General features: G+C 66.4%; 22 protein-coding genes. 12 read left to right on the plus strand and 10 right to left on the minus strand.

Features of this window, described 5'->3' with window-relative positions; genetic code table 11:
* Positions 1 to 189: 189 nt before the first annotated feature.
* Positions 190 to 1,788, plus strand: a complete 1,599-nt coding sequence (locus U4Y91_RS08385; RefSeq protein WP_321804690.1) for a multicopper oxidase family protein — start codon at positions 190 to 192, stop codon at positions 1,786 to 1,788.
* Positions 1,789 to 1,966: 178 nt separating this feature from the next.
* Here U4Y91_RS08385 and U4Y91_RS08390 read toward each other — a convergent pair whose 3' ends face one another.
* Positions 1,967 to 2,170 (minus strand): cold-shock protein, encoded by a 204-nt coding sequence (locus U4Y91_RS08390; RefSeq protein WP_004196460.1) that lies wholly within the window; start codon positions 2,168 to 2,170, stop codon positions 1,967 to 1,969.
* Positions 2,171 to 2,716: 546 nt separating this feature from the next.
* On the opposite strand from U4Y91_RS08390, the gene clpS reads away from it, so the two are divergent.
* The 4 genes from clpS to U4Y91_RS08410 all read left to right on the plus strand — a co-directional run bounded on the left by clpS (position 2,717) and on the right by U4Y91_RS08410 (position 7,735).
* Positions 2,717 to 3,031, plus strand: a complete 315-nt coding sequence (gene clpS, locus U4Y91_RS08395; RefSeq protein WP_321804691.1) for an ATP-dependent Clp protease adapter ClpS — start codon at positions 2,717 to 2,719, stop codon at positions 3,029 to 3,031.
* Positions 3,028 to 5,328, plus strand: coding sequence for an ATP-dependent Clp protease ATP-binding subunit ClpA (gene clpA / locus U4Y91_RS08400; protein ID WP_321804692.1), 2,301 nt, complete (start codon positions 3,028 to 3,030; stop codon positions 5,326 to 5,328). The genes clpS and clpA overlap by 4 nt, the downstream gene beginning before the upstream one ends.
* Before the next feature lie 103 nt (positions 5,329 to 5,431).
* Complete coding sequence (locus U4Y91_RS08405; protein WP_321804693.1) at positions 5,432 to 6,811, plus strand: amino acid permease; 1,380 nt, start codon at positions 5,432 to 5,434, stop codon at positions 6,809 to 6,811.
* Positions 6,812 to 6,964: 153 nt separating this feature from the next.
* Positions 6,965 to 7,735 carry a membrane protein gene (locus U4Y91_RS08410; RefSeq protein ID WP_044845586.1) on the plus strand — a complete coding sequence of 257 codons (771 nt, stop codon included), beginning with the start codon at positions 6,965 to 6,967 and terminating at the stop codon, positions 7,733 to 7,735.
* Between the two features lie 63 nt (positions 7,736 to 7,798).
* Here the strand turns inward: U4Y91_RS08410 and dut are convergent, their stop codons facing one another.
* The 5 genes from dut to U4Y91_RS08435 form a co-directional block, all read right to left on the minus strand.
* Positions 7,799 to 8,245, minus strand: coding sequence for a dUTP diphosphatase (dut, locus tag U4Y91_RS08415; RefSeq protein WP_124486989.1), 447 nt, complete (start codon positions 8,243 to 8,245; stop codon positions 7,799 to 7,801).
* A 55-nt stretch (positions 8,246 to 8,300) separates the two neighbouring features.
* Positions 8,301 to 9,512 carry a bifunctional phosphopantothenoylcysteine decarboxylase/phosphopantothenate--cysteine ligase CoaBC gene (gene coaBC / locus U4Y91_RS08420; protein ID WP_321804694.1) on the minus strand — a complete coding sequence of 404 codons (1,212 nt, stop codon included), beginning with the start codon at positions 9,510 to 9,512 and terminating at the stop codon, positions 8,301 to 8,303.
* Between the two features lie 67 nt (positions 9,513 to 9,579).
* Positions 9,580 to 10,080, minus strand: a complete 501-nt coding sequence (lspA, locus tag U4Y91_RS08425; protein ID WP_321804695.1) for a signal peptidase II — start codon at positions 10,078 to 10,080, stop codon at positions 9,580 to 9,582.
* A 2-nt stretch (positions 10,081 to 10,082) separates the two neighbouring features.
* Positions 10,083 to 12,920, minus strand: a complete 2,838-nt coding sequence (gene ileS / locus U4Y91_RS08430; protein ID WP_321804696.1) for an isoleucine--tRNA ligase — start codon at positions 12,918 to 12,920, stop codon at positions 10,083 to 10,085.
* 102 nt (positions 12,921 to 13,022) lie between these two features.
* Positions 13,023 to 14,015 (minus strand): bifunctional riboflavin kinase/FAD synthetase, encoded by a 993-nt coding sequence (locus U4Y91_RS08435; RefSeq protein WP_321804697.1) that lies wholly within the window; start codon positions 14,013 to 14,015, stop codon positions 13,023 to 13,025.
* Positions 14,016 to 14,137: 122 nt separating this feature from the next.
* On the opposite strand from U4Y91_RS08435, the gene purN reads away from it, so the two are divergent.
* The 6 genes from purN to nadC all read left to right on the plus strand — a co-directional run bounded on the left by purN (position 14,138) and on the right by nadC (position 21,250).
* Positions 14,138 to 14,800 carry a phosphoribosylglycinamide formyltransferase gene (purN, locus tag U4Y91_RS08440; RefSeq protein ID WP_257773006.1) on the plus strand — a complete coding sequence of 221 codons (663 nt, stop codon included), beginning with the start codon at positions 14,138 to 14,140 and terminating at the stop codon, positions 14,798 to 14,800.
* On the plus strand, positions 14,797 to 16,062 hold the full coding sequence (locus tag U4Y91_RS08445) for an RsmB/NOP family class I SAM-dependent RNA methyltransferase (RefSeq protein ID WP_321804698.1): 1,266 nt from the start codon (positions 14,797 to 14,799) through the stop codon (positions 16,060 to 16,062). The genes purN and U4Y91_RS08445 overlap by 4 nt, the downstream gene beginning before the upstream one ends.
* An 18-nt stretch (positions 16,063 to 16,080) precedes the next feature.
* Positions 16,081 to 17,463 (plus strand): mechanosensitive ion channel family protein, encoded by a 1,383-nt coding sequence (locus U4Y91_RS08450; RefSeq protein WP_321804699.1) that lies wholly within the window; start codon positions 16,081 to 16,083, stop codon positions 17,461 to 17,463.
* Between the two features lie 223 nt (positions 17,464 to 17,686).
* Positions 17,687 to 18,883 (plus strand): acyl-CoA desaturase, encoded by a 1,197-nt coding sequence (locus U4Y91_RS08455; RefSeq protein ID WP_321804700.1) that lies wholly within the window; start codon positions 17,687 to 17,689, stop codon positions 18,881 to 18,883.
* A 352-nt stretch (positions 18,884 to 19,235) separates the two neighbouring features.
* Complete coding sequence (gene nadA / locus U4Y91_RS08460; protein WP_044845643.1) at positions 19,236 to 20,372, plus strand: quinolinate synthase NadA; 1,137 nt, start codon at positions 19,236 to 19,238, stop codon at positions 20,370 to 20,372.
* On the plus strand, positions 20,369 to 21,250 hold the full coding sequence (gene nadC / locus U4Y91_RS08465; protein ID WP_321804701.1) for a carboxylating nicotinate-nucleotide diphosphorylase: 882 nt from the start codon (positions 20,369 to 20,371) through the stop codon (positions 21,248 to 21,250). The genes nadA and nadC overlap by 4 nt, the downstream gene beginning before the upstream one ends.
* A gap of 92 nt (positions 21,251 to 21,342) precedes the next feature.
* On the opposite strand, the gene nadB is transcribed toward nadC, so the two are convergent.
* The 4 genes from nadB to radC form a co-directional block, all read right to left on the minus strand.
* Positions 21,343 to 22,929, minus strand: a complete 1,587-nt coding sequence (gene nadB, locus U4Y91_RS08470; RefSeq protein ID WP_044845597.1) for an L-aspartate oxidase — start codon at positions 22,927 to 22,929, stop codon at positions 21,343 to 21,345.
* A gap of 170 nt (positions 22,930 to 23,099) precedes the next feature.
* Positions 23,100 to 23,267, minus strand: coding sequence for a 50S ribosomal protein L33 (gene rpmG, locus U4Y91_RS08475; protein WP_006478046.1), 168 nt, complete (start codon positions 23,265 to 23,267; stop codon positions 23,100 to 23,102).
* A gap of 17 nt (positions 23,268 to 23,284) precedes the next feature.
* On the minus strand, positions 23,285 to 23,518 hold the full coding sequence (rpmB, locus tag U4Y91_RS08480) for a 50S ribosomal protein L28 (RefSeq protein ID WP_004186391.1): 234 nt from the start codon (positions 23,516 to 23,518) through the stop codon (positions 23,285 to 23,287).
* A gap of 238 nt (positions 23,519 to 23,756) precedes the next feature.
* Complete coding sequence (gene radC, locus U4Y91_RS08485) at positions 23,757 to 24,530, minus strand: RadC family protein (protein WP_321804702.1); 774 nt, start codon at positions 24,528 to 24,530, stop codon at positions 23,757 to 23,759.
* Between the two features lie 135 nt (positions 24,531 to 24,665).
* On the opposite strand from radC, the gene U4Y91_RS08490 reads away from it, so the two are divergent.
* Entirely contained in the window at positions 24,666 to 25,121 is a 456-nt protein-coding gene (locus U4Y91_RS08490) for a peptidylprolyl isomerase (protein ID WP_321804788.1), read from the plus strand.
* Position 25,122: the final 1 nt, after the last annotated feature.

Consider the following 25,122-nt stretch of genomic DNA (forward strand, 5'->3'; position numbering starts at 1 on the left):
CGCGAATCGTCGGGCCGGCCGCGTCATGCGGCGTATCGACGCTCGCGCGGTGTCGCGGCGTTTCGACCGAGCGCTGCGGTTATGATGACGCGGGCATCGGATTGCGCGTCGCACGGGTGCTTCCCCGTGCCGGCACGCGCACAGGTCGCGACGGCCGCGCGACGCAGCACGAATAACGAGGAACGATTGATGATACGGAGAACCTTCCTGTCGCACGCTATCGGTGTCGCGGCCGCATCGCTGTTTGCGCGCGCCGCATGGGCGCAGCATGCCGGTCACGCGGGCATGGCCGGCATGGATCAGATGGACGACATGCCGGGCATGTCGGGAATGGCGGACCACGCGCAGCACGCGAAGCCGGCGCCGGCCGCGCTCGCCGCGGCCGATGCGCTGCCGGCCGGCACGCCGCTCGCGTCGCTGCGCACCCTGGCAAACGAAAGCCGCGAACCCGGCACGTTCCGCGCGACGCTGGTCGCGCAGCCGGTCGCGCGTCCGATGCTGCACGGTGCGCATCCGACGACGTTCTGGCAGTTCGGCGCGGGCACGCAAGGGCCTGTTGTCGGCCCGCTGATCGACGTGCGCGAGGGCGACACGGTCGAGATCCGGTTCGTGAACAAGCTGCCGCAACCGTCGACGATCCACTGGCACGGGCTGCCGGTGCCGCCCGACCAGGACGGCAATCCATCCGATCCGGTCGCGCCGGGCGCGTCGCATGTGTACCGCTTCACGCTGCCGAAGGGCAGCGCCGGCACCTACTGGTATCACCCCCATCCGCACATGATGACGGCCGAACAGGTATTCCGTGGGCTTGCGGGGCCCTTCATCGTGCGCGCCGCCGACGACCCGCTCGCCGGCTGGCCCGAGCGCAACCTGTTCGTGTCCGACCTGAAGCTCGCGCGCGACGGCACGATCCCGCCGAACGACATGATGGACTGGATGAACGGCCGCGAAGGCCAGTTCGTACTGGTCAACGGGGCGCGCCGGCCGCGGATCGATGTCGCGAGCGACGAGCGCTGGCGCGTGTGGAACGCATGCAGCGCGCGCTACCTGCGCGTCGCGTTCGACGACGGCCGCGCGTTCGAGCAGGTCGGCACCGACGGCGGGTTGTTCGACGCGCCGCGCCGCGTGACGTCGCTGCTGCTCGCGCCGGGCGAGCGTGCGGAACTGCTGGTGCGCGCCGGCGACCGCGCATCACGCGCGGTGCTGCAGGCGGCCGAATACGACCGCCGCAAGATGGCAATGTCGCACGACGGCGGCCACGGCAGCCTGCCGCCGGATCCGGCGCTGGCGCTCGCGGATGTCGCGTTCGCGCCTGCAGCGGCGCGCGCGCTGCCCGCGACGCTGCGCAGGGTGCCCGCGCTCGGCGAGCCGGTCGCGCACCAGACGATCGAGTTCGGCGAAGAGATGGACATGGACGCGATGATGAAGGGGCCGGCACACGGCCGGCCGGCGGGCATGCGCTTCATGATCAACGGTGCGACCTACGCGCCGCATCGCGCGACGCTGACCAGCCGCCGCGGCGACGTCGAGCGCTGGACCCTGCGCAACGCCACCGACATGGATCACCCGTTCCACCTGCATGGCACGCAATTCCAGGTGATCGAGCGCGCGTCGGACGGCACGCGCACGAGCGAACCGTTCCGCGCATGGCGCGATACCGTGAACGTGCGCAGCGGCGAGACCGTGACGCTACTCGTCACACAAGACATGCCCGGCGAGCGCATGTTTCATTGCCATATTCTCGAACACGAGGATCTCGGCATGATGGGCACGCTGAAGGTCGTGTAACGGATATCGAATATGTTTCACGCGCATGACGGCATTCGATCTGCGCGCGCAACAAGACAATACGTGTTCGATTATCGGGATTGAACGAAAAGGCCGGCCAATCGAATTAACGAGTGGCCGGCCTGAAAAAAAAGAAACCCGGCGCAATGCCGGGTTTCTTCGTCTGATATCCGGTGCCTTACGCGGCCTGGATGTTCGACGCTTGCTTGCCCTTCGGCCCTTGAACGACCTCGAAGCTCACCTTCTGGCCTTCCTTCAGGGTCTTGAAGCCCTGCATGTTGATGGCCGAGAAGTGCGCAAACAGATCTTCACCGCCCTCGTCGGGAGTGATGAAACCGAAGCCCTTCGCGTCGTTGAACCACTTAACGATACCAGTTGCCATTTCCTACTTCCCCTGTCACACAGTCGCTGCTACTTACCACGAGCACGCTCGAAAAGCTAAACGACCGGAAAATACAGCCGTTCCCCCCTCACAAGCTCACCTTCGGCCTCTTTCATTTCGCCAACCGGCGAGTTGAAAAAAGTGCCAGCTTGATTGTTGGCGCTCTTTATTTGAGTGTCAAGGGGAATTTTTAGACGTATCGAGGGACGTTGTAAAGAACCCATTTTCAGGGTTTTTCCGGCTTTGCTTTGCAGCATCCCGTCGAGCGCGCGGACTTGAAAAGACGCATAATCGGCTCATATACCAGGCTCGAGTGACACGCGATCGAGTCGTCCCGGCTTGTGGGATACTGGACGCGGATGCGACGTCCGGTGCAGTTTCCCCCTGACGGTTCGTGTTCCGCGCCACGCGTGAAAGCCGGCACCGCAGCCGGCTTTCGTATGGCGCGAAGACGATCGCGGGTCGTCGGGAACCAGGGAGGGCACCGGCCGGTCGGTCGGGTAACGGCAGGATTGCGGGCCTGTCCGAGTTGTTTAGAATGGGTGTATGGCGATTATCCCGGACAAGCAGGACAGCACCGTCCTGGAACGCAAGCAGCAGAAGCTCAAGCCGCCTTCGATGTACAAGGTGGTGCTGCTGAACGACGACTTCACGCCGATGGAGTTCGTCGTGTTGGTCGTACAGGAGTATTTCAAGAAGGATCGCGAGACGGCCACGCAGATCATGCTGAAGGTCCATCGCGAAGGGCGAGGGGTTTGTGGGGTCTATACGCGGGACATCGCGTCGACCAAGGTTGAGCAAGTCGTTACCCATGCGCGGCAGGCCGGGCATCCGCTGCAGTGCGTGATGGAGGAAGCATGATTGCCCAGGAATTGGAAGTCAGCCTGCACATGGCGTTCATGGAAGCACGCCAGGCGCGCCATGAGTTCATTACGGTCGAGCATCTGCTGCTGGCCCTGCTGGATAATCCGACGGCAGCCGAGGTGTTGCGCGCGTGTGCGGCCAACATCGAGGACTTGCGTCAGAACCTGCGCAATTTCATCCACGACAACACACCTACCGTCCCGGGCACCGACGATGTCGATACCCAGCCGACGCTCGGTTTCCAGCGCGTGATCCAGCGCGCGATCATGCACGTCCAGTCGACGTCGAACGGCAAGAAGGAAGTGACCGGCGCGAACGTGCTGGTCGCGATCTTCGGCGAGAAGGATTCGCACGCGGTCTACTACCTGCAGCAGCAGGGCGTCACGCGCCTGGACGTCGTGAACTTCATTTCGCACGGCATCGCGAAGACGAACGGCGGCGAAGCCGCGAAGTCGGCCGACGCGAACGCGGAAAGCGAGGACGCGAACGCGCAGAAGGAAACCCCGCTCGCGCAGTTCACGCAGAACCTGAACCAGATGGCGAAGGACGGCCGCATCGATCCGCTGATCGGGCGCGAGCCGGAGGTCGAGCGCGTCGTGCAGGTGCTGTGCCGCCGCCGCAAGAACAACCCGCTGCTCGTCGGCGAGGCCGGCGTCGGCAAGACCGCGATCGCGGAAGGGCTCGCCTATCGCATCACGCGCGGCGAAGTGCCGGACATCCTCGCGAACGCGCAGGTGTATTCGCTCGACATGGGCGCGCTGCTGGCGGGCACCAAGTATCGCGGCGACTTCGAGCAGCGTCTGAAGACGGTGCTGAAGGAGCTGAAGGAACGTCCGCACGCGATCCTGTTCATCGACGAAATCCACACGCTGATCGGCGCGGGCGCCGCATCGGGCGGCACGCTCGACGCGTCGAACCTGCTGAAGCCGGCGCTGTCGTCGGGCACGCTCAAGTGCATCGGCGCGACCACCTTCACCGAGTATCGTGGCATCTTCGAGAAGGACGCGGCGCTGTCGCGGCGCTTCCAGAAGGTCGACGTGACGGAGCCGACCGTCGAGCAGACGGTCGCGATCCTGCGCGGGCTGAAGTCGCGCTTCGAGGAGCATCACGGCGTCAAGTATTCGTCGGGCGCACTGTCGGCCGCGGCCGAACTGTCGGCGCGCTTCATCACCGACCGTCACCTGCCGGACAAGGCGATCGACGTGATCGACGAAGCGGGTGCCGCGCAGCGCATCCTGCCGAAGTCGAAGCAGAAGAAGACGATCGGCAAGAGCGAGATCGAGGAAATCATCTCGAAGATCGCGCGCGTGCCGGCGCAGAGCGTGTCGCAGGACGATCGCAGCAAGCTGCAGACGCTCGATCGCGACCTGAAGAGCGTCGTGTTCGGCCAGGATCCGGCGATCGACGCGCTCGCCGCGTCGATCAAGATGGCGCGCGCGGGCCTCGGCAAGATGGACAAGCCGATCGGCGCGTTCCTGTTCTCCGGCCCGACCGGCGTCGGCAAGACCGAAGTGGCGCGCCAGCTCGCGTTCACGCTCGGCATCGAGCTGATCCGCTTCGACATGTCGGAATACATGGAGCGTCACGCGGTGAGCCGGCTGATCGGCGCGCCGCCGGGCTACGTCGGGTTCGACCAGGGCGGCTTGCTGACCGAAGCCGTCACGAAGAAGCCGCACTGCGTGCTGCTGCTCGACGAGATCGAGAAGGCGCATCCGGACATCTTCAACGTGCTGCTGCAGGTGATGGACCACGGCACGCTGACGGACAACAACGGCCGCAAGGCGGATTTCCGCAACGTCATCATCATCATGACGACGAACGCGGGCGCCGAGTCGATGCAGAAGGCGACGATCGGCTTCACGACGCGCCGCGAAACGGGCGACGAGATGACCGACATCAAGCGCCTGTTCACGCCGGAGTTCCGCAACCGCCTGGATTCGATCATCAGCTTCCGCTCGCTCGATGAGGAAATCATCATGCGCGTGGTCGACAAGTTCCTGATCCAGCTCGAGGAGCAGCTGCACGAGAAGAAGGTCGACGCGCTCTTCACCGACGCGTTGCGCAAGCATCTCGCGAAGCACGGCTTCGACCCGCTGATGGGCGCGCGGCCGATGCAGCGGCTGATCCAGGACACGATTCGTCGCGCGCTGGCCGACGAACTGCTGTTCGGCAAGCTCGTCAATGGCGGCCATGTGACGGTCGACGTGGACGAAAACGACAAGGTGCAGCTGTCGTTCGACAAGCTGGCGAATCCGCCGCACAAGCCGAACGAAGAGGCGGTCGAAGTCGAGTAAGCGATAATTCGTGGTTCATGCGAACGGCGCGGGAAGTTCTCCGCGCCGTTTCGTTTTATCTGGCGCCGGTGGCGCGATGGTGGTGCAGGGGAGTGGTAACGCAGTGACACAACAACAACGATCGTTCGACAACATCGTCGCGCGCGAACAAGGCTTGCGCCATGCGCTGACGTCCGGGCAGATGGCGATGATCGCGATCGGCGGCGCGATCGGCACGGGGCTGTTCCTCGGCAGCGGGTTCGCGATCGGGCTCGCGGGCCCGAGCGTGCTGGTTTCGTACGCGATCGGTGCGCTGATCGCGCTGCTGCTGATGGGCGCGCTCGCGGAAATGACGGTCGCGCATCCGACGGCCGGCTCGTTCGGCGCGTATGCCGAGCACTACGTCGGCCCGCTCGCGGGCTTTCTCGTGCGCTATGCGTACTGGTTCGCGGTGGTGTTCGCGATCGGCACCGAGATCAGCGCGATCGCCGTCTTCATGAAGTACTGGTTTCCGGCCGTGCCCGGCTGGTATTGGGTGATCGGCTTCTCCGCGCTGCTGATCGCGGTGAACCTGGCGAGCGTCACGCTGTACGGCTCGGTCGAATACGCATTCTCGCTGCTGAAGATCGCGGCGATCGTCGTGTTCATCGTGCTCGGCGCGTATCTCGTGTGGTCGGCGCCGGCCGCCTCGGGCATCGGCTTCGCGAACTACACCGCGCACGACGGCTTCATGCCGAAAGGGCCGTGGGGCACCTGGGTCGCGGTGATCGTCGCGATCTTCAGCTACATGAGCATCGAGGCGGTCGCGATCGCGGCCGGCGAGGCGCGCGATCCGCAGCACGCGGTCACGCGCGCGTTCCGCTCGACGGTGTTCCGGCTCGTGCTGTTCTACCTGCTGACGCTGTCGCTGATGCTCGCGATCGTGCCCTGGACACAGGCCGGCACCGACGAAAGCCCGTTCGTGAAGGTGATGGCCGCGACGCACGTGCCGTATGCGGCCGGCGTGATCAACTTCGTGCTGCTGATCGCGGCGCTGTCGGCGATGAACAGCCAGCTCTACGTGACGACGCGGATGATGTTCAGCCTGTCGCGCGCACGGCTCGCGCCGGCCGTGTTCGGCCGGCTCGGCAGCAACGGCGTGCCGCGCGCGGCGCTGTGGATCTCGACCAGCGGCGTCGCGGTCGCGGCCGTGCTGGTCGCGCTGTCGCCCGACACCGCGTTCACCGTGATGATGGCGATCGCGATGTTCGGCGCGCTGTTCACGTGGATGATGATCTTCGTCACGCATCTGCGCTTTCGCGCGCGGTACAGCGGCCCGGCGCTCGCATTCCGGATGTGGGGACACCCGTTCGGCAGCCTGCTCGGTGCCGGGCTCGTCGGCGCGATCCTGCTGACGACCGCGTTCACGCGCGAATTCCGGATGACGATGGTGGTCGGCGTCGTGTTCGTCGTGCTGCTGACGCTCGCATACGCGCTGCACTATCGGCACCAGCACGCGCGCTGACGCGTGCGTTCCCGCCGCGGGGCTGCAGCCCGCGCGGCGTCGCAACACCCGCCGCCGCTAAGGTTCCGTTAAGCCGGCAGCGATTACATTCGAACCTGTCCGCGATCCGGGCCGGCGCACGCCAGCCCGTCGCCATCTGTAAAAGGGGTTCGAATGAACAAACTTCCCGAAATCACGCTCGCGTTCTGGATCATGAAGATCTGCGCAACGACGCTCGGCGAAACCGGCGGCGACCTGCTCTCGATGACGCTGAACGTCGGCTATGCGGTGAGCTCGATCCTGCTGTTCGGTTTCTTTCTCGTGACGCTGGGCGCGCAGCTCAGGACGACGCAGTATCGCCCGGCGATCTACTGGGCCGTGATCGTCGCGACGAGCACGGCGGGCACGACGATGTCCGATTTCATGGACCGCACGCTCGGCCTCGGCTACGCGGCCGGCTCGTCGATTCTCGTCGCGATCCTGCTGGCAATCTTCACGGTGTGGCGCCTGAGCGGCGAATCGCTGTCGGTCGACCTGATCCGCACGCGCAAGGTCGAGCTGCTGTACTGGATCGCGATCCTGTTCTCGAACACGCTCGGCACCGCGCTCGGCGATTTCCTCGCGGACAGCTCGGGCCTCGGCTTCGGCGGCGGCGCGCTGCTGATCGGCGGGCTGCTCGCGGCGATCGTGCTCGCGCACTATTTCACGCGCATTTCCGGCGTGCTGCTGTTCTGGGCCGCGTTCGTGCTCACGCGTCCGTTCGGGGCGACGGTCGGCGACCTGCTGACGAAACCGGTCGCCAAGGGCGGACTCGCGCTCGGCACGGTCGGCTCGTCGGCGGTGCTGCTCGGCGTGCTGGTCGCGCTGGTGATCTACGCGAGCATCGCGCAGGCGCGGCGCCGCGAACTCGTGCCCGCGCGGATCGCGCAGACGGCCGAGCGGTGAGCGCAGTCACACTGAATCGGAAAAAGGAAAGGGGCCCGAGGCCCCTTTTTTGCGTGGTGCCGTTCAGTGACGGCCGGTGCTGCCGAAGCCGCCTTCGCCGCGATCGCTTTGCGCGAAGTCGTCGACGATGTTGAATTGCGCCTGCACGACCGGCACGATCACGAGCTGCGCGAGCCGCTCGAACGGGTTCAGCACGAACTCGGTCTGGCCGCGGTTCCACGTCGACACCATCAGCTGGCCCTGGTAGTCGGAATCGATCAGGCCGACGAGGTTGCCGAGCACGATCCCGTGCTTGTGGCCAAGGCCCGAGCGCGGCAGGATCAGCGCTGCGTAGCCGGGGTCTTCGAGGTGGATCGCGAGGCCCGTCGGAACCAGCGTCGTTTCGCCCGGCTGCAGCGTGACGGGCGCGTCGAGGCACGCGCGCAGGTCGAGGCCCGCGCTGCCGGTGGTGGCGTAGGCGGGCAGGTAGTCGCGCATGCGCGCGTCGAGAATCTTCAGGTCGAGTTTCATGCGGTCGTCGAATCGGTCGGGAAGGGCGCGGCGGCGCGGGCCGCCGCGCGGGTGATCAGATCAGGCGGTTGTCCGGCAGGCGCTTCGCGATTTCCGCGACGAGCACATGCGCGAGTTCGTCCTTCGGCGCGCGCGGCAGGCGCGTGAGGCCGGCTGCCTCGAACAGCACGACTTCGTTGTCGTCGCGGCCGAACGTCAGCGGGCCGAGATTGCCGACCAGGAGCGGCACGTTCTTGCGCTTGCGTTTCTCGTCGCCGTGCACGTCGAGGTCGCCGCTTTCGGCCGCGAAGCCGACGCAATACGGCGGATCGGGCAGCGCGGCGACCGATGCGAGGATGTCGGGGTTCTCGACGAACGCGAGCGCCGGCATCTTGCGGTCGGCCGTCTTCTTCATCTTGTGCTCGGCCGGCTGATCGACGCGCCAGTCGGCGACCGCGGCCACCGCGATGAAGATGTCGGCGTCGGCGACCGCCTGCATCACCGCGTCGTACATCTGCTGCGCGGTCTGCACGTCCTGGCGGTACACGCCCCACGGCGTGTCGAGCGCGACCGGCCCCGCGACGAGATGCACGTCGGCGCCGGCCTGCTGCGCGGCGCGCGCGAGCGCGAAGCCCATCTTGCCGCTCGAGCGGTTCGTGAGGCCGCGCACCGGATCGAGCGGCTCGAACGTCGGGCCGGCCGTGATCAGCACGCTGCGGTGCGCGAGCACCTTCGGCGCGAAGTGCGAGACGATCGCCTCAAAGATCGCCTCGGGTTCGAGCATGCGGCCGTCGCCGACTTCGCCGCACGCCTGCGCGCCCGAATCGGGGCCGAGCACCGACACGCCGTCGGCGCGCAGTTGCGCGGCATTGCGTTGGGTGGCCGGGTTCTGCCACATCTGGCGGTTCATCGCGGGCACGACGAGCAGCGGACAGTCGCGCGCGACGCACAGCGTCGACAGCAGGTCGTCCGCGAACCCGTGCGCGAGCTTCGCGAGGAAGTCCGTCGACGCGGGCGCGATCACGATCGCGTCGGCTTCGCGCGACAGGTCGATGTGCGCCATGTTGTTGCCGATGCGCGCGTCCCACTGGCTCATGTAGACGGGGCGGCCGGACAGCGCCTGCATCGTGACGGGCGTGATGAACTGGGCGGCGGCTTCGGTCATCGCGACCTGCACGGTCGCGCCGGCCTTCACGAGCAGCCGCGTGAGCTCGGCGATCTTGTAGCAGGCGATGCCGCCCGTCAGGCCGAGAACGAGGTGTTTTCCTGCGAGTTCTGCGTGTGCCAACTCAGGCCTCCAAGGGTCAAACGGAACGGCCGGCGCGAAGCCGGCCGTCGACGCCGAGTATGCGCGCTCAGCGCGAGCCGCGCACGCGACGCAGTTCGTCGTAGATCAGCAGCACCGCGCCGACCGTGATCGCGGAATCGGCGAGGTTGAACGCCGGGAAGTGCCAGGCGCCGAGGTGGAAATCGAGAAAGTCGATCACGTGGCCGTAGATCAGCCGGTCGATCACGTTGCCGAGCGCGCCGCCGAGGATCAGCGCGAGCGACACGCTGAACAGCCGCTGGTGGCCGTGGCGCTTCAGCAGGAAGCAGATCACGAGCGTCGCGCCGACGCCGAGCGCGGTGAACGCCCAGCGCTGCCAGCCACCGGCGGTCGACAGGAAGCCGAACGCGGCGCCGCGGTTGTACACCAGCACGAGGTTGAAGAACGACGTCAGCTCGTGCTGCGCGCCGTACGCGAACGTTTTCAGGATCGCGATCTTCGACAGCTGGTCGAACAGGATCACGATCAGCGAAATGCCGAGCCAGGGCGCGAGCGCGCCGCTGGCCGGTTTCGACAGGGTTTTCGCCATATTTACGCAGCGCTCCGGATTTCGCCGTTTTCAAACAGGTTCGAGAAGCAGCGGCCGCACAGCGTCGGATGATCGGCGTGCGCGCCGACGTCCTCGCGGTAGTGCCAGCAGCGTTCGCACTTCTGGTACTTCGACGCGGCCACGTCGACGCTTTCCTGCGCTTCGTCGTCGACCTTCACGACCGTCGCCGCCGACGTGATCAGCACGAACTTGAGATCGTCGCCGAGGCTCGTCAGTGCGTCGTAGCGCGCGCCGCTCGCATGCACGGCCACTTCGGCCTGCAGCGACGAGCCGATGCGGTTCGCGGTGCGCGCTTCCTCGAGCGCCTTCGTCACGTTGCCGCGCACATCGCGCAGCAGTGCCCACTTCTCGATCAGCGCGGTCGAGCCGGCGACTTCCGGATACGCATAGTAGGTTTCCGTGAAGATCGTGTCGCTGGCCGGCTGGAACACCTTCCACGCTTCTTCCGCCGTGAACGACAGGAACGGCGCGAGCACGCGCAGCAGGCCGTGCGTCAGGTGGTACAGCGCGGTCTGTGCGGAGCGGCGGGCGCGCGAATCGGCCGCGCTCGTGTACAGGCGGTCCTTCAGCACGTCGAGGTAGAAGCCGCCGAGATCTTCCGAGCAGTACGTCTGCAGCTTCGCGACGACCGGGTGGAATTCGTACTTCTCGTAGTGGCCGAGCAGTTCCGTCTGCAGCTGCTGCGAGAACGCGACCGCATAACGATCGATCTCGAGCCATTCCTCCACCGGCACTGCATGCTGCGCGAAGTCGAAGTCCGACAGGTTCGCGAGCAGGAAGCGCAGCGTGTTGCGGATGCGGCGATAGCCTTCGGTCACGCGCTTCAGGATTTCCTCGGAGATCGCGAGTTCGCCCGAATAGTCGGTCGACGCGATCCACAGGCGGATGATTTCCGCGCCGAGACGGTTCGCGACTTCATGCGGGTCGACGCCGTTGCCGAGTGACTTGCTCATCTTGCGGCCTTCGCCGTCGACCGTAAAGCCGTGCGTGAGCAGGCTCTTGTACGGCGCGCGGCCGTCGATCATCGATGCGGTCAGCAGCGACGAATGGAACCAGCCGCGGTGCTGGTCCGAGCCTTCGAGGTACAGGTCGGCCGGGAACTGCAGCTGATCCTTGTGCGAGCCGCGCAGCACGTGCCAGTGCGTCGTGCCCGAGTCGAACCACACGTCGAGCGTGTCGCGGTTCTTTTCGTACAGGTTCGCGTCGTCGCCGATCAGCTCGCGCGGATCGAGCGTCTGCCACGCCTCGATGCCCGACTGCTCGACGCGCTTCGCGACTTCCTCGAGCAGCTCGAGCGTGCGCGGGTGCAGCTCGCCGGTTTCCTTGTGCACGAAGAACGCCATCGGCACGCCCCACTGGCGCTGGCGCGACAGCGTCCAGTCGGGCCGGTTCGCGATCATGCTGAACAGGCGCTGCTTGCCCCACGACGGGTAGAACGCGGTCGCCTCGACACCTTCGAGCGCGGTTTCGCGCAGCGTCTTGCCGTCGTCGTTCGGCGTCACGTCCATGCCGGCGAACCACTGCGACGTCGCGCGGTAGATGATCGGCGTCTTGTGGCGCCAGCAGTGCATGTAGCTGTGCGTGTACTTCTCGCTGCGCAGCAGCGAGCCGGCCGCGTTCAGCGCCTCGACGATCTTCGGGTTCGCGTCCCAGATCGACAGGCCGCCGAACAGCGGCAGCGATTCGATGTAGCGGCCGTCGCCCATCACCGGGTTGATGAAGTCCGAATCGGTCATCCCGTGTGCCTTGCACGACTGGAAGTCCTCGATGCCGTAGGCGGGCGACGAGTGCACGACGCCGGTACCGGTGTCGGTCGTCACGTAGTCGCCGAGGTAGGCGGGCGCGGTGCGCTTGTAGCCGGGGTGGGCCGATGCGAGCGGGTGGTGGAAGCGCAGGTTCGCGAGCTTCACGCCGGGCGTGGTCGCGACGACGCGGCCGGTCAGCTTGAAGTCGGCCATGCAGGCTTCGACGCGTTCTTCCGCGATGATCAGCAGCCCGCGCTCGGTGTCGACCAGCGCGTAGACGATTTCCGGATGGAGGTTCAGCGCCTGGTTGGCGGGGATCGTCCACGGCGTGGTGGTCCAGATCACGATGCCGCCCTCGGCGCGCGGCAGTGCCGGCAGGCCGAACGCCTGCGCGGTCTTTTCCGGTTCCGCGAACGCGAACATCACGTCGATCGTCGGGTCGGTGCGGTCCTTGTACTCGACTTCCGCCTCGGCGAGTGCCGAGCCGCAGTCGAAGCACCAGTTCACCGGCTTCAGCCCGCGATACACGTAGCCCTTCTCGATGATCTTGCCGAGCGCGCGGATCTCTTCCGCCTCGTTGACGAAGTTCATCGTCTTGTACGGGTTCGCCCAGTCGCCGAGCACGCCGAGACGCTTGAAGCCGACCTTCTGCTTCTCGATCTGCTCGGTCGCGTACGCGCGCGCCTTGCTCATCACTTCGGCCGCCGGCAGCGACTTGCCGAACTGCTTCTCGATCTGGATCTCGATCGGCATCCCGTGGCAATCCCAGCCCGGCACGTACGGCGCGTCGAAGCCGGCCATGTTGCGCGACTTGACGACGATGTCCTTCAGGATCTTGTTGACCGCGTGACCGAGGTGGATGTCGCCGTTCGCATACGGCGGGCCGTCGTGCAGGATGAACTTCGGCCGGCCCTGGCTGGCCGCGCGGATCTTCTCGTAGATGCCGCGCTCTTCCCATTCCTTGACCCACTGCGGCTCGCGCTTGGGCAGGTCGCCGCGCATCGGGAACGGCGTGTCGAGCAGGTTGACCGGATACTTGGCCTGCGGTTTCGAATCGGCTTTCTTGTTGCTCATGATGGGATCGCTATCTAAATCGGGGGACGCTCGTGCGTCGTGAATCGGGGATGCGCGCGGGTCGGCGGCGCGAGGGTGCGGCGCGGGGCGCCGCCGGCCGGATCAGCTAATTCGGTCGGTCGCCGAGGTCGAGAAGCCGGTCGCGCGGCTGCCCGGCGCACGGTCGCGCTCGACGAAGTACGCACGCGCATTCGCGACGTCCAGCGCGATCGCGCGCGACAGCGCCTCGAGATCGTCGAACTTCGCCTCGTCACGCAGCTTCTTCAGGAATTCGACGCGGATCAGCTTGCCGTACGCGTCGCCGTGCCAGTCGAGCAGGTGGACTTCGAGCAGCACGCGGCCGGAATCGTCGACGGTCGGGCGCAGCCCGAGGCTCGCGACGCCCGGCAGCGGGGCGGGGCCCAGGCCGTGCACCTGCACGACGAAGATGCCCGCGAGCGCCGGCCGCTTGTGCGCGATCGGCAGGTTCAGGGTCGGGAAGCCGAGGTCGCGGCCGAGCTTCAGCCCGTGCGCGACGTGGCCGCTGATCGCATAGCCGTGGCCGAGCGCCTGCGCGGCGGCGTCGAGATCGCCCGCCGCGAGCGCGGTGCGCACGCCCGAGCTGGAGATGCGCGTGCCGTCGCTGCCGGCGACCGTGCCCATCTGCTCGACCTCGAAGCCGTGCTGCTCGCCGGCCGCCTTCAGCGTGTCGAAGGTGCCCGCGCGCTTCGCGCCGTAGCAGAAATCGTCGCCGACCATCATCCAGCGCGTGTGCAGCCCGTTCACCAGCGTGCGCTCGACGAACGCCTGCGGCGACTGGCTTGCGAACGTATGGTTGAAGTGCTCGACGACGACACGGTCGACCCCGTGGTCGCGCAGCGCTTCCAGCTTGTCGCGCAGCATCGCGATGCGCGGCGGCGCGCCGGCCGGGTTGAAGAATTCCCGCGGGTGCGGCTCGAAGGTCATCACGCACACGGGCAGGCCGCGCGCGTCCGCTGCCGCGCGCACGCGCGCGAGCAGGGCCTGGTGGCCGCGATGGACACCGTCGAAGTTGCCGATCGTCAGCGCGCACGGCGCGCGGCTCTCGGCGTTGGGCAGGCCGCGGAAGACTTTCACGATAGCGGATGCAGCGTCGGGGAATGGGCGGTGGGATGCCGCAAAGCAGAAGATTATAAACGTTCGGGCGGCCCGGCGGCCGAGAAGGGGGGAAACGCGGGGGCGAATGGTAAAATTCGCGGATGAAAAAACTCGTGATCCTGATTTCCGGTCGCGGCAGCAACATGGAGGCCATCGTCCGCGCGTGCGCGCAGGAACGCTGGCCGGCCGAGGTCGCCGCCGTGATCGCCAACCGGCCCGACGCGGCCGGCCTGGCTTTTGCCGCGTCGCACGGGGTGGCGACCGCGGTGGTCGACCATCGTTCGTTCGACGGCCGCGACAGCTTCGACGCGGCGCTCGCCGCCGAGATCGACCGCTTCGCGCCCGATCTCGTCGTGCTTGCCGGCTTCATGCGCATCCTCACGCCCGATTTCGTCAGACGATACGAAGGCCGGCTGCTGAACATCCACCCGTCGCTGCTGCCGAGCTTCAAGGGCATCCACACGCACCAGCAGGCGCTGGATGCCGGCGTCGCGCTGCATGGCGCGAGCGTGCATTTCGTGATTCCCGAACTCGACAGCGGCGCGATCGTCGCGCAGGGCGCAGTGCCCGTGCGCGCGGGCGACGACGCGGCCGCGCTCGCGCGGCGCGTGCTGGCGGTCGAGCACGTGCTGTATCCGCGTGCGGTCCGCTGGTTCGTCGAGGGGCGCCTGCGCCTCGAGAACGGCAGGGCAGTGGTCGCGCCGGAAGAGGCGCGCTGGATTTTCGCGGATCAACCGCATACCGAAACGAGCGAGGGCGTATGAAGCTGCACGGATTCCTGATTGGCCAGACCGAGACCTTGCTGGCCGAGGTGCTGAAGTTCACCGGCCCCGCCGACGCGACGACGAGCCGGTTCTTCCGCGCGCACCCGAAGCTCGGCCACGCCGAGCGCGGCGTGATCGCCGAGGCGGTGTTCGCGGTGCTGCGCCGGAAGATGGAGTTCTCGCACCTCGCCGAGAGCGGCACGGGCAGCCCCGCGCGGCGCCTGACGCTGCTCGGCCTGATGCAGACGCTCGGCCGCAATGCGCTGAAGCCGTTCGTGTCCGACACCGAGGCCGCGTGGCTCGAGCACGTGTCGAAGATCGATCCGGCGAGCCTGCCGGTGCGCGTGCGCACCAACCTGCCCGACTGGATCTACCAGGCGCTGTCCGCCCGTTTCGACGCGGAGGAACTCGCGCAGCTCGCCGCCGCGCTGAACTACCCGGCACCGCTCGACCTGCGCGCCAACGCGCAGAAGGCGACGCGCGACCAGGTGATCGACGCGCTGCGTGCGAACGGCATCGACGCGGGCGAGACGCCGTTCGCGCCGCAAGGCGTGCGCGTCGTCGGCAAGCCGGCGCTCACGCGTCTGAAGCTGTTCGAGGAAGGCCAGATCGAGGTGCAGGACGAAGGCAGCCAGCTGCTGTGCTCGCTGGTCGCGCCGCGCCGCGGCGAGATGGTCGTCGATTTCTGCGCGGGCGCCGGCGGCAAGACGCTCGCGCTCGGCGCGATGATGCGCTCGACCGGGCGCCTCTATGCGTTCGACGTGTCGGAAAAGCGCCTCACGAAGCTGAAGCCGCGCCTCGCGCGCAGCGGGCTGTCGAACGTGAACCCGGTGCTGATCGACAGCGAGCACGACGCGAAGATCAAGCGGCTCGCGGGCAAGATCGACCGCGTGCTGGTCGATGCGCCGTGCAGCGGCCTCGGCACGCTGCGCCGCAACCCCGACCTCAAGTGGCGCCAGACGCGCACGTCGATCGAGGAGCTCACGCCGAAGCAGGCGTCGATTCTCGCGAGCGCCGCGCGTCTCGTGAAGAAGGGCGGCCGGCTCGTGTACGCGACCTGCAGCGTGCTCCACGCGGAGAACGAAGCGATCGTCGAGCAGTTCCTCGCCGACCATCCGGACTTCGTGCTGGTGCCCGCACAGAAGGTGCTGGCCGACCAGCGCATCGAGCTCGAGACCGGCGACTACCTGTCGCTGTGGCCGCACCGCCATGCGACCGACGGTTTCTTCGCCGCGGTGCTCGAACGGCGCGCCGCGCAGTAACGGCAGGGCGCACGGACGATGGAGAATCTGCAGAGCCGCCTGCTGTCGCACCGGCTGGCATCGGTGATCCGGGATTTCCACCAGCCGGTCATGATCTGGCAGGCGGCGATCCTCGTCGGCGCGCTGTGCTTCGCGTGGGTTGCAGCGCGCTTCGTCCATGGGCGCATCGATGCGCACCGCCGGGCGGCCGGGCGCGCGCCCGGTGCGGGTGCGCAAAGCCTGAAGCGCGCGTTGTTTCCGCTGTTCGGCGGCGTCTTCGTGGGGATCTCGCAGCTCGCGTTCGATCCGTTCATGTCGACGTCGCTGCTGGCGCTCGCGCTCGTGCCGCTGTTCGGCATCGGGCTGATCTACGTGCTGTTCTTCTTTGCGCGGCGCGTATTCGCGCGCGACGGGCACACGCATGCGTGGCTATCGATCGTCGAGAAGATCGTGTCGACCGTCGTGTGGGCCGCGATGGTGCTGACCGTGCTCGGGATCCAGCGCGACGTGCTCGGCTGGCTCGACAGCGTGCAGTTCCGTGTCGCGAATGCGCACCTCACGCTGCTGTCGGTGATCTCGGGCGCGCTGTGGGTGTGCGTGACGCTGATGGTCGCGATGTGGCTCGGCTCGGTGCTCGAGGAGCGCCTCGCGCGCGCCACCACGCTCGACGCGAACCTGAAGGTCGTGATGTCGCGGGTCGGCCGCGCGCTGCTCGTGTTCGCAGCGATCCTGATCGGGCTGTCGCTCGTCGGCATCGACGTGACGGTGCTCGGCGTGTTCGGCGGCGCGGTCGGTGTCGGCCTCGGCTTCGGGCTGCAGAAGATCGCCAGCAACTACGTGTCGGGCTTCATCATCCTGCTCGACCGTTCGCTGCGGCTCGGCGACGCGATCAGCGTCGGCGGGCTCCAGGGCGTCGTCACGCAGATCCGCACGCGCTATACGGTCGTGCGCGGCCTCGACGGCAACGAGACGCTGATCCCGAACGAGAAACTGATCACCGACGTCGTGCAGAACCAGTCGTCGTACCTGACGCGCGGCTACGCGAAGGTCGCCGTGCAGATTGCTTATACCAGCGACGTCGAGCAGGCGCTCGTGGTGCTCGCGGAAGCCGCGAAGGGCGTGCCGCGCGTGCTCGCGGAGCCGGCGCCCACGCCGTACCTGGTCGGCTTCGGCGCGGACGGGATCGATCTGGAGCTCGGCTTCTGGATCGAGGATTCGGCGAAAGGCACGTCGGGCGTGCGTTCGAGCGTGAACCGCAACATCTGGCGGCTCTTTGGCGAGCACGGGATCTCGATTCCGTTCCCGCAGCGCGAAGTGCGCGTGGTCGGTTTGCCGGAGGGGTTTGCCGCGACGGGCGTGGTCGCCGAGGACGTGCCCGTGGCCGATGGCCGGTCGGTGGACGGGCGGGCGTCGGCCGCGTAGATGCGGCGCGCCGGCGCGAATCGGGCGGGGCCCGCGGCCAGAACCGGATCGCGTGGCTTTTCCGGTCCGTCGATGGACTGTTCGTGTTGCGTCAAGACAAGAGAATATTCATTTTTTACAAAGACTTGGAACGGTTGAAGTAAAATTCCGGTCTACACGCGGTATGCTTTCATTTTTCTGACGTCGGCCTGCGCCGGCATCGCTCTCACCACAGGTAACTGCCTTGTTGAATTCCCTGCTCGATTTTCTTTCCCACGGGCTCCTGCGCTTTTCGTGGTGGCAGGTCGCGCTGTTCGCGCTGGCCGTCACGCACGTGACGATCATCGGCGTGACGGTCTACCTGCACCGCTGCCAGGCGCACCGCGCGCTGGAGCTGCATCCGATCGCGAGCCATTTCTTCCGCCTGTGGCTGTGGATGACGACCGGCATGCTGACGGGTCAGTGGGCCGCGATTCACCGCAAGCACCATGCGAAGTGCGAGACCGAGGAAGATCCGCACAGCCCGCAGACGCGCGGCATCTGGAAGGTGTTCCTCGAAGGCGCCGAGCTGTATCGCGCGGAAGCGAAGAACGAAGAGACGATGCGCAAGTTCGGCCACGGCACGCCGAACGACTGGCTCGAACGCAATCTGTACTCGAAGTATCCGATTCTCGGCATCAGCATGATGATGGTGATCGACGTCGCGCTGTTCGGCGTGATCGGTCTGACCGTGTGGGCCGTGCAGATGGTCTGGATTCCGTTCTGGGCCGCGGGTGTCGTGAACGGTTTCGGTCACTTCTGGGGCTACCGCAACTTCAACTCGGCTGACGCGAGCACGAACCTGTTCCCGTGGGGCATCGTGATCGGTGGCGAAGAGCTGCACAACAACCACCACACGTTCGCGACGTCGGCGAAGCTGTCGAACAAGTGGTACGAGTTCGACATCGGCTGGATGTACATCCGCATCATGTCGGCATTCGGTCTCGCGAAGGTGAAGAAGGTTGCACCGACGCCGCGCCTGAACAAGCCGAAGACGGTGCTCGACCAGGAAACGCTGCAGGCCGTGCTGTCGAACCGCTACGAAGTGATGGCGCGCTACGGCAAGGCCGTGAAGCGTGCCTATCGCCAGGAGCTCGCGCACCTGAAGGAACTCGGTTCGAGCGAGAAGTACCAGCTGATGCGCGGCGCGCGCAAGTGGTTCCACAAGGACGCCGACGGCCTCGACGAGCCGCAGAAGAAGCTGCTGCCCGAGATCTTCGCGAACAGCCAGAAGCTGCATACGTACTTCCAGCTGCGCCAGGATCTGGCCGCGATCTGGGATCGTTCGACCGCGTCGCGCGAACAGCTGCTCGCGCAATTGCAGGATTGGTGCCATCGCGCGGAACAAAGCGGCATCAAGGCGCTGCAGGAATTCGCGACGCGCCTGCGTCGCTACGCCTGATTCGAAATCGATTAGAATCTCAGGACGTCACAAACCCCGCGTTGGCGGGGTTTTTTCATTTGGGCGGCCGGTTTTCGAAGGGCGACCGGAAGCGCTGGAATTCGTATGAGGCTTGGGGCAGCGCTGACGTGGCACCCCGGGGCGAGCGTAGGGATGGGCTGGAGCAAGCGCTGAAGCGCTAACCGGGTCGACCGCGAAGCATGGGGCTGGAGCAAGCGCTGAAGCGCCAACTCGGGCCGACCGCGAAGCATGGGGCCAGAGCAAGCGCTAAAGCACTAACTCTGGCCGACCGCGAAGCATGGGACCAGAGTAAGTGCTAAAGCACTAACTCTGGTCGACAGGAGATATGGAGATGCAATCGACGATCAAACCCGTCGAGTACGACCGGCCGGTCTCGGCAGGAACCGTCTGTGGCGTCGGGCAAGCGTGGGCCAAAGTGCCCGAGGCGCCGTCCGCCGAAGAACGCGCCGCACTGAAGGCGCGCATCAAGGCGCTGCTCGCACGTGAAAAGGCCGTGCTCGTCGCTCACTACTACGTGGATGCCGAGCTGCAGGAACTGGCGGACGAAACCGGCGGCTGCGTCGCCGATTCGCTCGAAATGGCCCGTTTCGGCCGCGACCACGACGCGCAGACGCTCGTCGTCGCCGGCGTGCGTTTCATGGGCGAAACCGCGAAGATCCTGAGCCCCGGCAAACGCGTACTGATGCCCGATCTCGACGCGACCTGCTCGCTCGATCTCGGTTGCCCGGTCGACGAATTCTCCGCGTTCTGCGATGCGCATCCCGACCGCACCGTCGTCGTCTACGCGAACACCAGCGCCGCCGTGAAGGCCCGCGCGGACTGGATGGTCACGTCGTCGATCGGCCTCGAAATCGTCGCGGACCTGCACGCGCGGGGCGAGAAGATCATCTGGGCACCTGATCGCCATCTCGGCAGCTACATCCAGAAGAAAACCGGCGCGGACATGCTGCTGTGGCAGGGTTCGTGCCTCGTCCACGACGAATTCAAGGGCATCGAGCTCGACCTGCTGCGTGCCGAATATCCGGACGCGAAGGTGCTCGTGCATCCGGAGTCGCCGGAAAACGTCGTCGCGCAGGCGGATGTCGTCGGCTCGACGACGCAGCTGATCGATGCCGCCGTGAAGCTCGACGCGACGCACTTCATCGTCGCGACCGACCTCGGCATCCTGCACAAGATGCAGCTCGCGGCGCCCGGCAAGACCTTCATCGCCGCGCCGACGGCCGGCAACAGCGCGACCTGCAAGAGCTGCGCGCATTGCCCGTGGATGGCGATGAACGGCCTCGCGAACCTCGCCGATGTGCTCGAGCGCGGTCACAACGAGATCTTCGTCGATCCCGCGATCGGCGCGCGCGCGCGTCTCCCGATCGACCGGATGCTCGATTTCGCAGCGGCGCACAAGAAGCGCGTGCAAGCGAGCGGCGATCTGCAGCGCGATCAGCAACTGTTCGCGAACGTGGGGGCTGCATGACCGGTGCAGTCTCTCCGCTGTTCGAAGCCGTCCGCGCACAATACGGCGCGGCGTTCGACGAAGCGATCGCGCGCAACGTCGCCGATGCGATCGCCGAAGACGTCGGCACCGGCGACCAGACCGGGCGGCTCGTGCCGGCCGGCGAGCGGCGCCGTGCGCGCATCATCGTGCGCGAGGAGGCCGTGTTGTGCGGCGTGCCGTGGTTCGGGGCCGTCATCGCGCGAATCGATCCGTCGATCGTCGTGCAGTGGCACTATCGCGAAGGCGACCGGATGACGCCGGATTCGACCGTCTGCGAACTCGAAGGGCCGGCGCGCGCACTGTTGACGGCCGAGCGCAACGGACTGAACTTCCTGCAGCTGCTGTCGGGCGTCGCGAGCGCGACGCGTCGTTACGTCGATCGCGTCGAAGGCACGCGCACGAAGATCCTCGATACGCGCAAGACGCTGCCAGGCCTGCGGCTCGCGCAGAAGTACGCAGTGCGGGTCGGCGGCGGCGAGAACCAGCGTCTTGCGCTGTACGACGGCATCCTGATCAAGGAAAACCACATCGCGGCTGCCGGCGGTGTCGGCGAAGCGCTCGATGCGGCGTTCGCGCTCGAGTCAGGCGTGCCGGTGCAGGTCGAAGTCGAGACGCTCGCGCAGCTCGACACGGCGCTCGCGCATGGCGCGCAGTCGGTGCTGCTCGACAACTTCACGCTCGACATGATGCGCGAGGCAGTGCGCATCGCGTCCGGCAAGGCCGTGCTCGAAGTGTCGGGCGGCGTCAATTTCGATACGGTGCGCACGTTCGCGGAGACGGGCGTCGACCGCATCTCGATCGGCGCGCTGACGAAGGACGTGCGCGCGACCGACTACTCGATGCGGATCGTCGACTGACCGCACGACATACCGTCTGACGAAAAAAGCCGCTGGCGCGCATGACGCCAGCGGCTTTTTTTGTGCGGCTGCAGCCGGGAAGGGCGTACCGGTCAGCGGCGCGAGCGGGGCGTGAGCACGCTCGGCAGCGCCTTCGGCAGCGTGTGCGGCCAGTCGCGGCTGTAGTGCAGCCCGCGGCTTTCGCGGCGCGAGTACGCGCTCTTCACGATCAGCGTCGCGACGTCGACGAGATTGCGCAGTTCGAGCAGGTCGCGCGTCACGCGGAAGTTCGCGTAGTACTCGTGGATTTCGTCGCGCAGCAGCGACAACCGGTGCTTCGCGCGTTCGAGACGCTTGTCGGTGCGCACGATGCCGACATAGTTCCACATCAGCCGGCGCAGTTCGTCCCAGTTGTGCGCGACGACCACTTCCTCGTCCGCATCCGACACGCGGCTTTCGTCCCATGCGGGCAGCTTGGCCGGCGTTGCAGCGTCGAAGCCGGCCGCTTCGATCGCCTCGGCCGCCGCGCGGCCGATCACGAGGCATTCGAGCAGCGAATTGCTCGCGAGCCGGTTCGCGCCGTGCAGCCCCGTATACGACGTCTCGCCGACCGCATACAGGCCCGCGAGATCGGTGCGCCCCGCGAGGTCGGTGACGACGCCGCCGCACGTGTAGTGCGCGGCCGGCACGACCGGAATCGGCTGCTTCGCGATGTCGATGCCGAATTCGAGGCAGCGCGCATGGATCGTCGGGAAGTGTTCGCGCAGGAACGCTTCCGGCTGGTGGCTGATGTCGAGATACACGCAGTCGATCCCGCGCTTCTTGATCTCGAAGTCGATCGCGCGCGCGACGATGTCGCGCGGCGCGAGTTCCGCGCGCGGATCGTGTGCGGGCATGAAGCGCGTGCCGTCTGGCAGCTTGAGCAGGCCGCCTTCGCCGCGCACGGCTTCCGAAATCAGGAACGACTTCGCATACGGATGGAACAGGCAGGTCGGGTGGAACTGGATGAATTCCATGTTCGACACGCGGCAGCCCGCGCGCCACGCCATCGCGATGCCGTCGCCGGTCGCGGTGTCGGGGTTCGTCGTGTACAGGTAGACCTTGCCGGCGCCGCCGGTCGCGAGCACCGTGTGCGGCGCCTCGATCGTGATCGTGCGGTCGTTGTCGACGTCGAGCGCATACAGCCCGTGACAGCGGCGGCCGGGCAGCCCGAGCCGGTCCGACGTGATCAGGTCGATCGCATGGTGGTTTTCGAAGAACGTGATGTTCGGATGCTGGCGCGCGCGGTCGGACAGCGTCGCGAGCACCGCATGGCCGGTCGCGTCGGCCGCGTGGATGATCCGGCGGTGGCTGTGGCCGCCTTCGCGCGTCAGGTGGAAACCGAGTTCGGCCGCATCGTCCTTCGTGAACGGCACGCCCTGCGAGATCAGCCATTCGATCGCTTCGCGGCCGTGCTCGACGATGTAGCGCGTCGCGCCTTCGTCGCACAGCCCGCCGCCGGCGACCAGCGTGTCGTCGACGTGGTTCTCGATGCTGTCCGCCGAATCGAGGACGGCCGCGATGCCGCCTTGCGCGTTATCGCTTGCCCCCTCCATCATCGAACGTTTCGCGATCAGCGCGACACGTCGCGTGCTGGCCAGGTTGAGTGCGACCGACAGCCCTGCCAGGCCGCTGCCGACGATCGCCACGTCGAATTTCATGCTGCATCTCCGTCGTTACGCTTTAGATCTTGTGCGTTCCGTCGACCTTGGCCGCGGAAAGGGGAGAGCATACCGCGTCGGGCCCGAGCGTGCGCGCGAAACCGCGCAAAACAAAAAGCCCCGCATGTGCGGGGCTTTTCGGTCGCCGTCAGGCTGGCAGAAACCGGAGATTACTTGATCTTGGTTTCTTTGTATTCCACATGCTTGCGGACAACGGGATCGAACTTCTTGATCGCCATCTTTTCCGGCATGTTGCGCTTGTTCTTCGTGGTCGTGTAGAAATGACCCGTACCAGCGGTCGACTCAAGCTTGATCTTGTCGCGTGCGCCTTTTGCCATGATTGTGCTCCTTGGGCTTAGGCTTCGCCGCGTGCGCGCAGGTCAGCGAGCACGGAATCGATGCCGTTCTTGTCGATCAGGCGCAGGCCGGCGTTCGAGACGCGCAGGCGCACCCAGCGGTTTTCGCTCTCAACCCAGAACCGGCGGTTTTGCAGGTTCGGGAGGAAGCGGCGCTTCGTCTTGTTGTTGGCGTGGGAAACGTTGTTGCCGCTCATCGGCGCTTTCCCAGTTACTTGGCATACGCGTGCCATGAGAGCACTCCTAATACGCTAAATTCGGGGTTCGATCGCCGATGAAGGTTCCATCGTACCGCCACGTGATCCATGGCTGCACTCAGAACGCCGAAGCCTGTACAGACAAGGCCCTTCGATGGCTAGAACTGGTTGGAAAAAAGACAGACGACGATTCTAGCAGAAAAAGTTCAGAAAAATCAAACCCAATTTCGCATCGTCGTTGCGGCGGCCCCGGGGCGGGTCGCCGGGCCACAGTCTACAGCCAACCGGCGCGCGCGAACGAAAATGTATCGCTGGTGCCGACGACGACGTGATCGAGCAGCCGCACGTCGACGAGTTCGAGCGCGTCTTTCAGCGCGCGCGTCAGGCGGCGGTCCTCCGCGCTCGGCTGGACCGCGCCCGACGGATGATTGTGCGCGACGATCAGCGCCGCAGCGTTCTGCTGCAGCGCGCGGCGCACGACCTCGCGCGGATAGACGGCCATGCGCGTCAGCGAGCCGCGCGTGATTTCCTCCATGTCGATCAGGCCGTTGCGGGCGTCGAGGTACACCGCAATGAATACTTCGTGCGGGCGCGAGCCGATCTTCAGTCGCAGGCAATCCTCGACGGCGCCGGGCGAATCGATCTGCAGGCGCGCTTGCGCCTTTTCCTCCAGCATGCGCCGCGCGATCTCGGTGACCGCGACGAGCCGTGCGGAGCGCGCGGGACCGATGCCGGGGTGCATCTCGAAGTCGCCGGTGGTCGCCTCGAGCAGACCGCGCAACGTGCCGAACTGCCTGACCAGCGCGCGGGCGGTGACGAACACATCGTGCCCGGGCTTGCCCGTGCCGAGCAGCAGCGCGATCAGCTCGTCGTCGGTCAGTGCGGCGGGCCCGCGCTCCAGCAGCCGTTCGCGCGGCCGCTCGGGGCGCCAGTCGGCCGGGCGGCGCTTGCGCAGGTGGATCGGGACGACGCGGCCCGGCGGAGCGGCCGGTGTGTCGGCGGTGTCGCGGCATTCGGTCGGCGCGACGGCGAGAGAGGATGACGGCATGATCGAAACTCCATTGGCGGAGGCCGTGTGCGCGACGTCGTCGCACTTTCAGCCTTGCGCGCTCAGGTGACTTACAATATTGGCTTTGCGCCGGGCCTTTCGGCCAGTTCGGGCGCCGACGAACACGAGTCATTCATGAGCATCATCGATCTATCCGAAGTGAAGCCCGGTTCCCACGTGACGCTGCATTACCGGCTGGCACTGGCCGAGGGCGCCGACATCGTCAACACCTTCTCCGACAAGCCCGCCACGCTGCTGCTCGGCGCCGGGCAACTGGCGCCCTCGCTGGAACAGATTCTGCTCGGGCTCAGGGTCGGTGACCATTCGACTTTTCAGCTAACGCCCGAGCAGGGGTTCGGTCCCCGCAATCCCGACATGCTCCAGCGCGTGACGCTGTCGACGCTGCGCGAGAACGGGATGGTCGGCGACGATTTCACGCCCGGCGAACTGATCGAATTCAACGCGCCGGACGGCGGCCGCTATGCAGGGGTGCTCAAGGAAGTCAGCGAAACCTCGGCGCTGTTCGACTTCAATCATCCGCTCGCGGGCCAAGCGCTCACGTTCGAAGTGAAAATCATCGGAATCCTGTAAT

It is taken from the genome of Burkholderia sp. BCC1993, assembly GCF_905339865.1.
Classification (GTDB): Bacteria; Pseudomonadota; Gammaproteobacteria; order Burkholderiales; family Burkholderiaceae; genus Burkholderia.

Excerpts from the sequence above, each read along its gene's own strand:
- U4Y91_RS08385 (WP_321804690.1), top strand. The coding sequence starts at position 190 with ATGATACGGAGAACCTTCCTGTCGCACGCTATCGGTGTCGCGGCCGCA.
- U4Y91_RS08390 (WP_004196460.1), bottom strand. The coding sequence starts at position 2,170 with ATGGCAACTGGTATCGTTAAGTGGTTCAACGACGCGAAGGGCTTCGGT.
- clpS (WP_321804691.1), top strand. The coding sequence starts at position 2,717 with ATGGCGATTATCCCGGACAAGCAGGACAGCACCGTCCTGGAACGCAAG.
- clpA (WP_321804692.1), top strand. The coding sequence starts at position 3,028 with ATGATTGCCCAGGAATTGGAAGTCAGCCTGCACATGGCGTTCATGGAA.
- U4Y91_RS08410 (WP_044845586.1), top strand. The coding sequence starts at position 6,965 with ATGAACAAACTTCCCGAAATCACGCTCGCGTTCTGGATCATGAAGATC.
- dut (WP_124486989.1), bottom strand. The coding sequence starts at position 8,245 with ATGAAACTCGACCTGAAGATTCTCGACGCGCGCATGCGCGACTACCTG.
- lspA (WP_321804695.1), bottom strand. The coding sequence starts at position 10,080 with ATGGCGAAAACCCTGTCGAAACCGGCCAGCGGCGCGCTCGCGCCCTGG.
- ileS (WP_321804696.1), bottom strand. The coding sequence starts at position 12,920 with ATGAGCAACAAGAAAGCCGATTCGAAACCGCAGGCCAAGTATCCGGTC.
- purN (WP_257773006.1), top strand. The coding sequence starts at position 14,138 with ATGAAAAAACTCGTGATCCTGATTTCCGGTCGCGGCAGCAACATGGAG.
- U4Y91_RS08445 (WP_321804698.1), top strand. The coding sequence starts at position 14,797 with ATGAAGCTGCACGGATTCCTGATTGGCCAGACCGAGACCTTGCTGGCC.
- U4Y91_RS08450 (WP_321804699.1), top strand. The coding sequence starts at position 16,081 with ATGGAGAATCTGCAGAGCCGCCTGCTGTCGCACCGGCTGGCATCGGTG.
- nadA (WP_044845643.1), top strand. The coding sequence starts at position 19,236 with ATGCAATCGACGATCAAACCCGTCGAGTACGACCGGCCGGTCTCGGCA.
- nadC (WP_321804701.1), top strand. The coding sequence starts at position 20,369 with ATGACCGGTGCAGTCTCTCCGCTGTTCGAAGCCGTCCGCGCACAATAC.
- nadB (WP_044845597.1), bottom strand. The coding sequence starts at position 22,929 with ATGAAATTCGACGTGGCGATCGTCGGCAGCGGCCTGGCAGGGCTGTCG.
- rpmG (WP_006478046.1), bottom strand. The coding sequence starts at position 23,267 with ATGGCAAAAGGCGCACGCGACAAGATCAAGCTTGAGTCGACCGCTGGT.
- rpmB (WP_004186391.1), bottom strand. The coding sequence starts at position 23,518 with ATGGCACGCGTATGCCAAGTAACTGGGAAAGCGCCGATGAGCGGCAAC.
- radC (WP_321804702.1), bottom strand. The coding sequence starts at position 24,530 with ATGCCGTCATCCTCTCTCGCCGTCGCGCCGACCGAATGCCGCGACACC.
- U4Y91_RS08490 (WP_321804788.1), top strand. The coding sequence starts at position 24,666 with ATGAGCATCATCGATCTATCCGAAGTGAAGCCCGGTTCCCACGTGACG.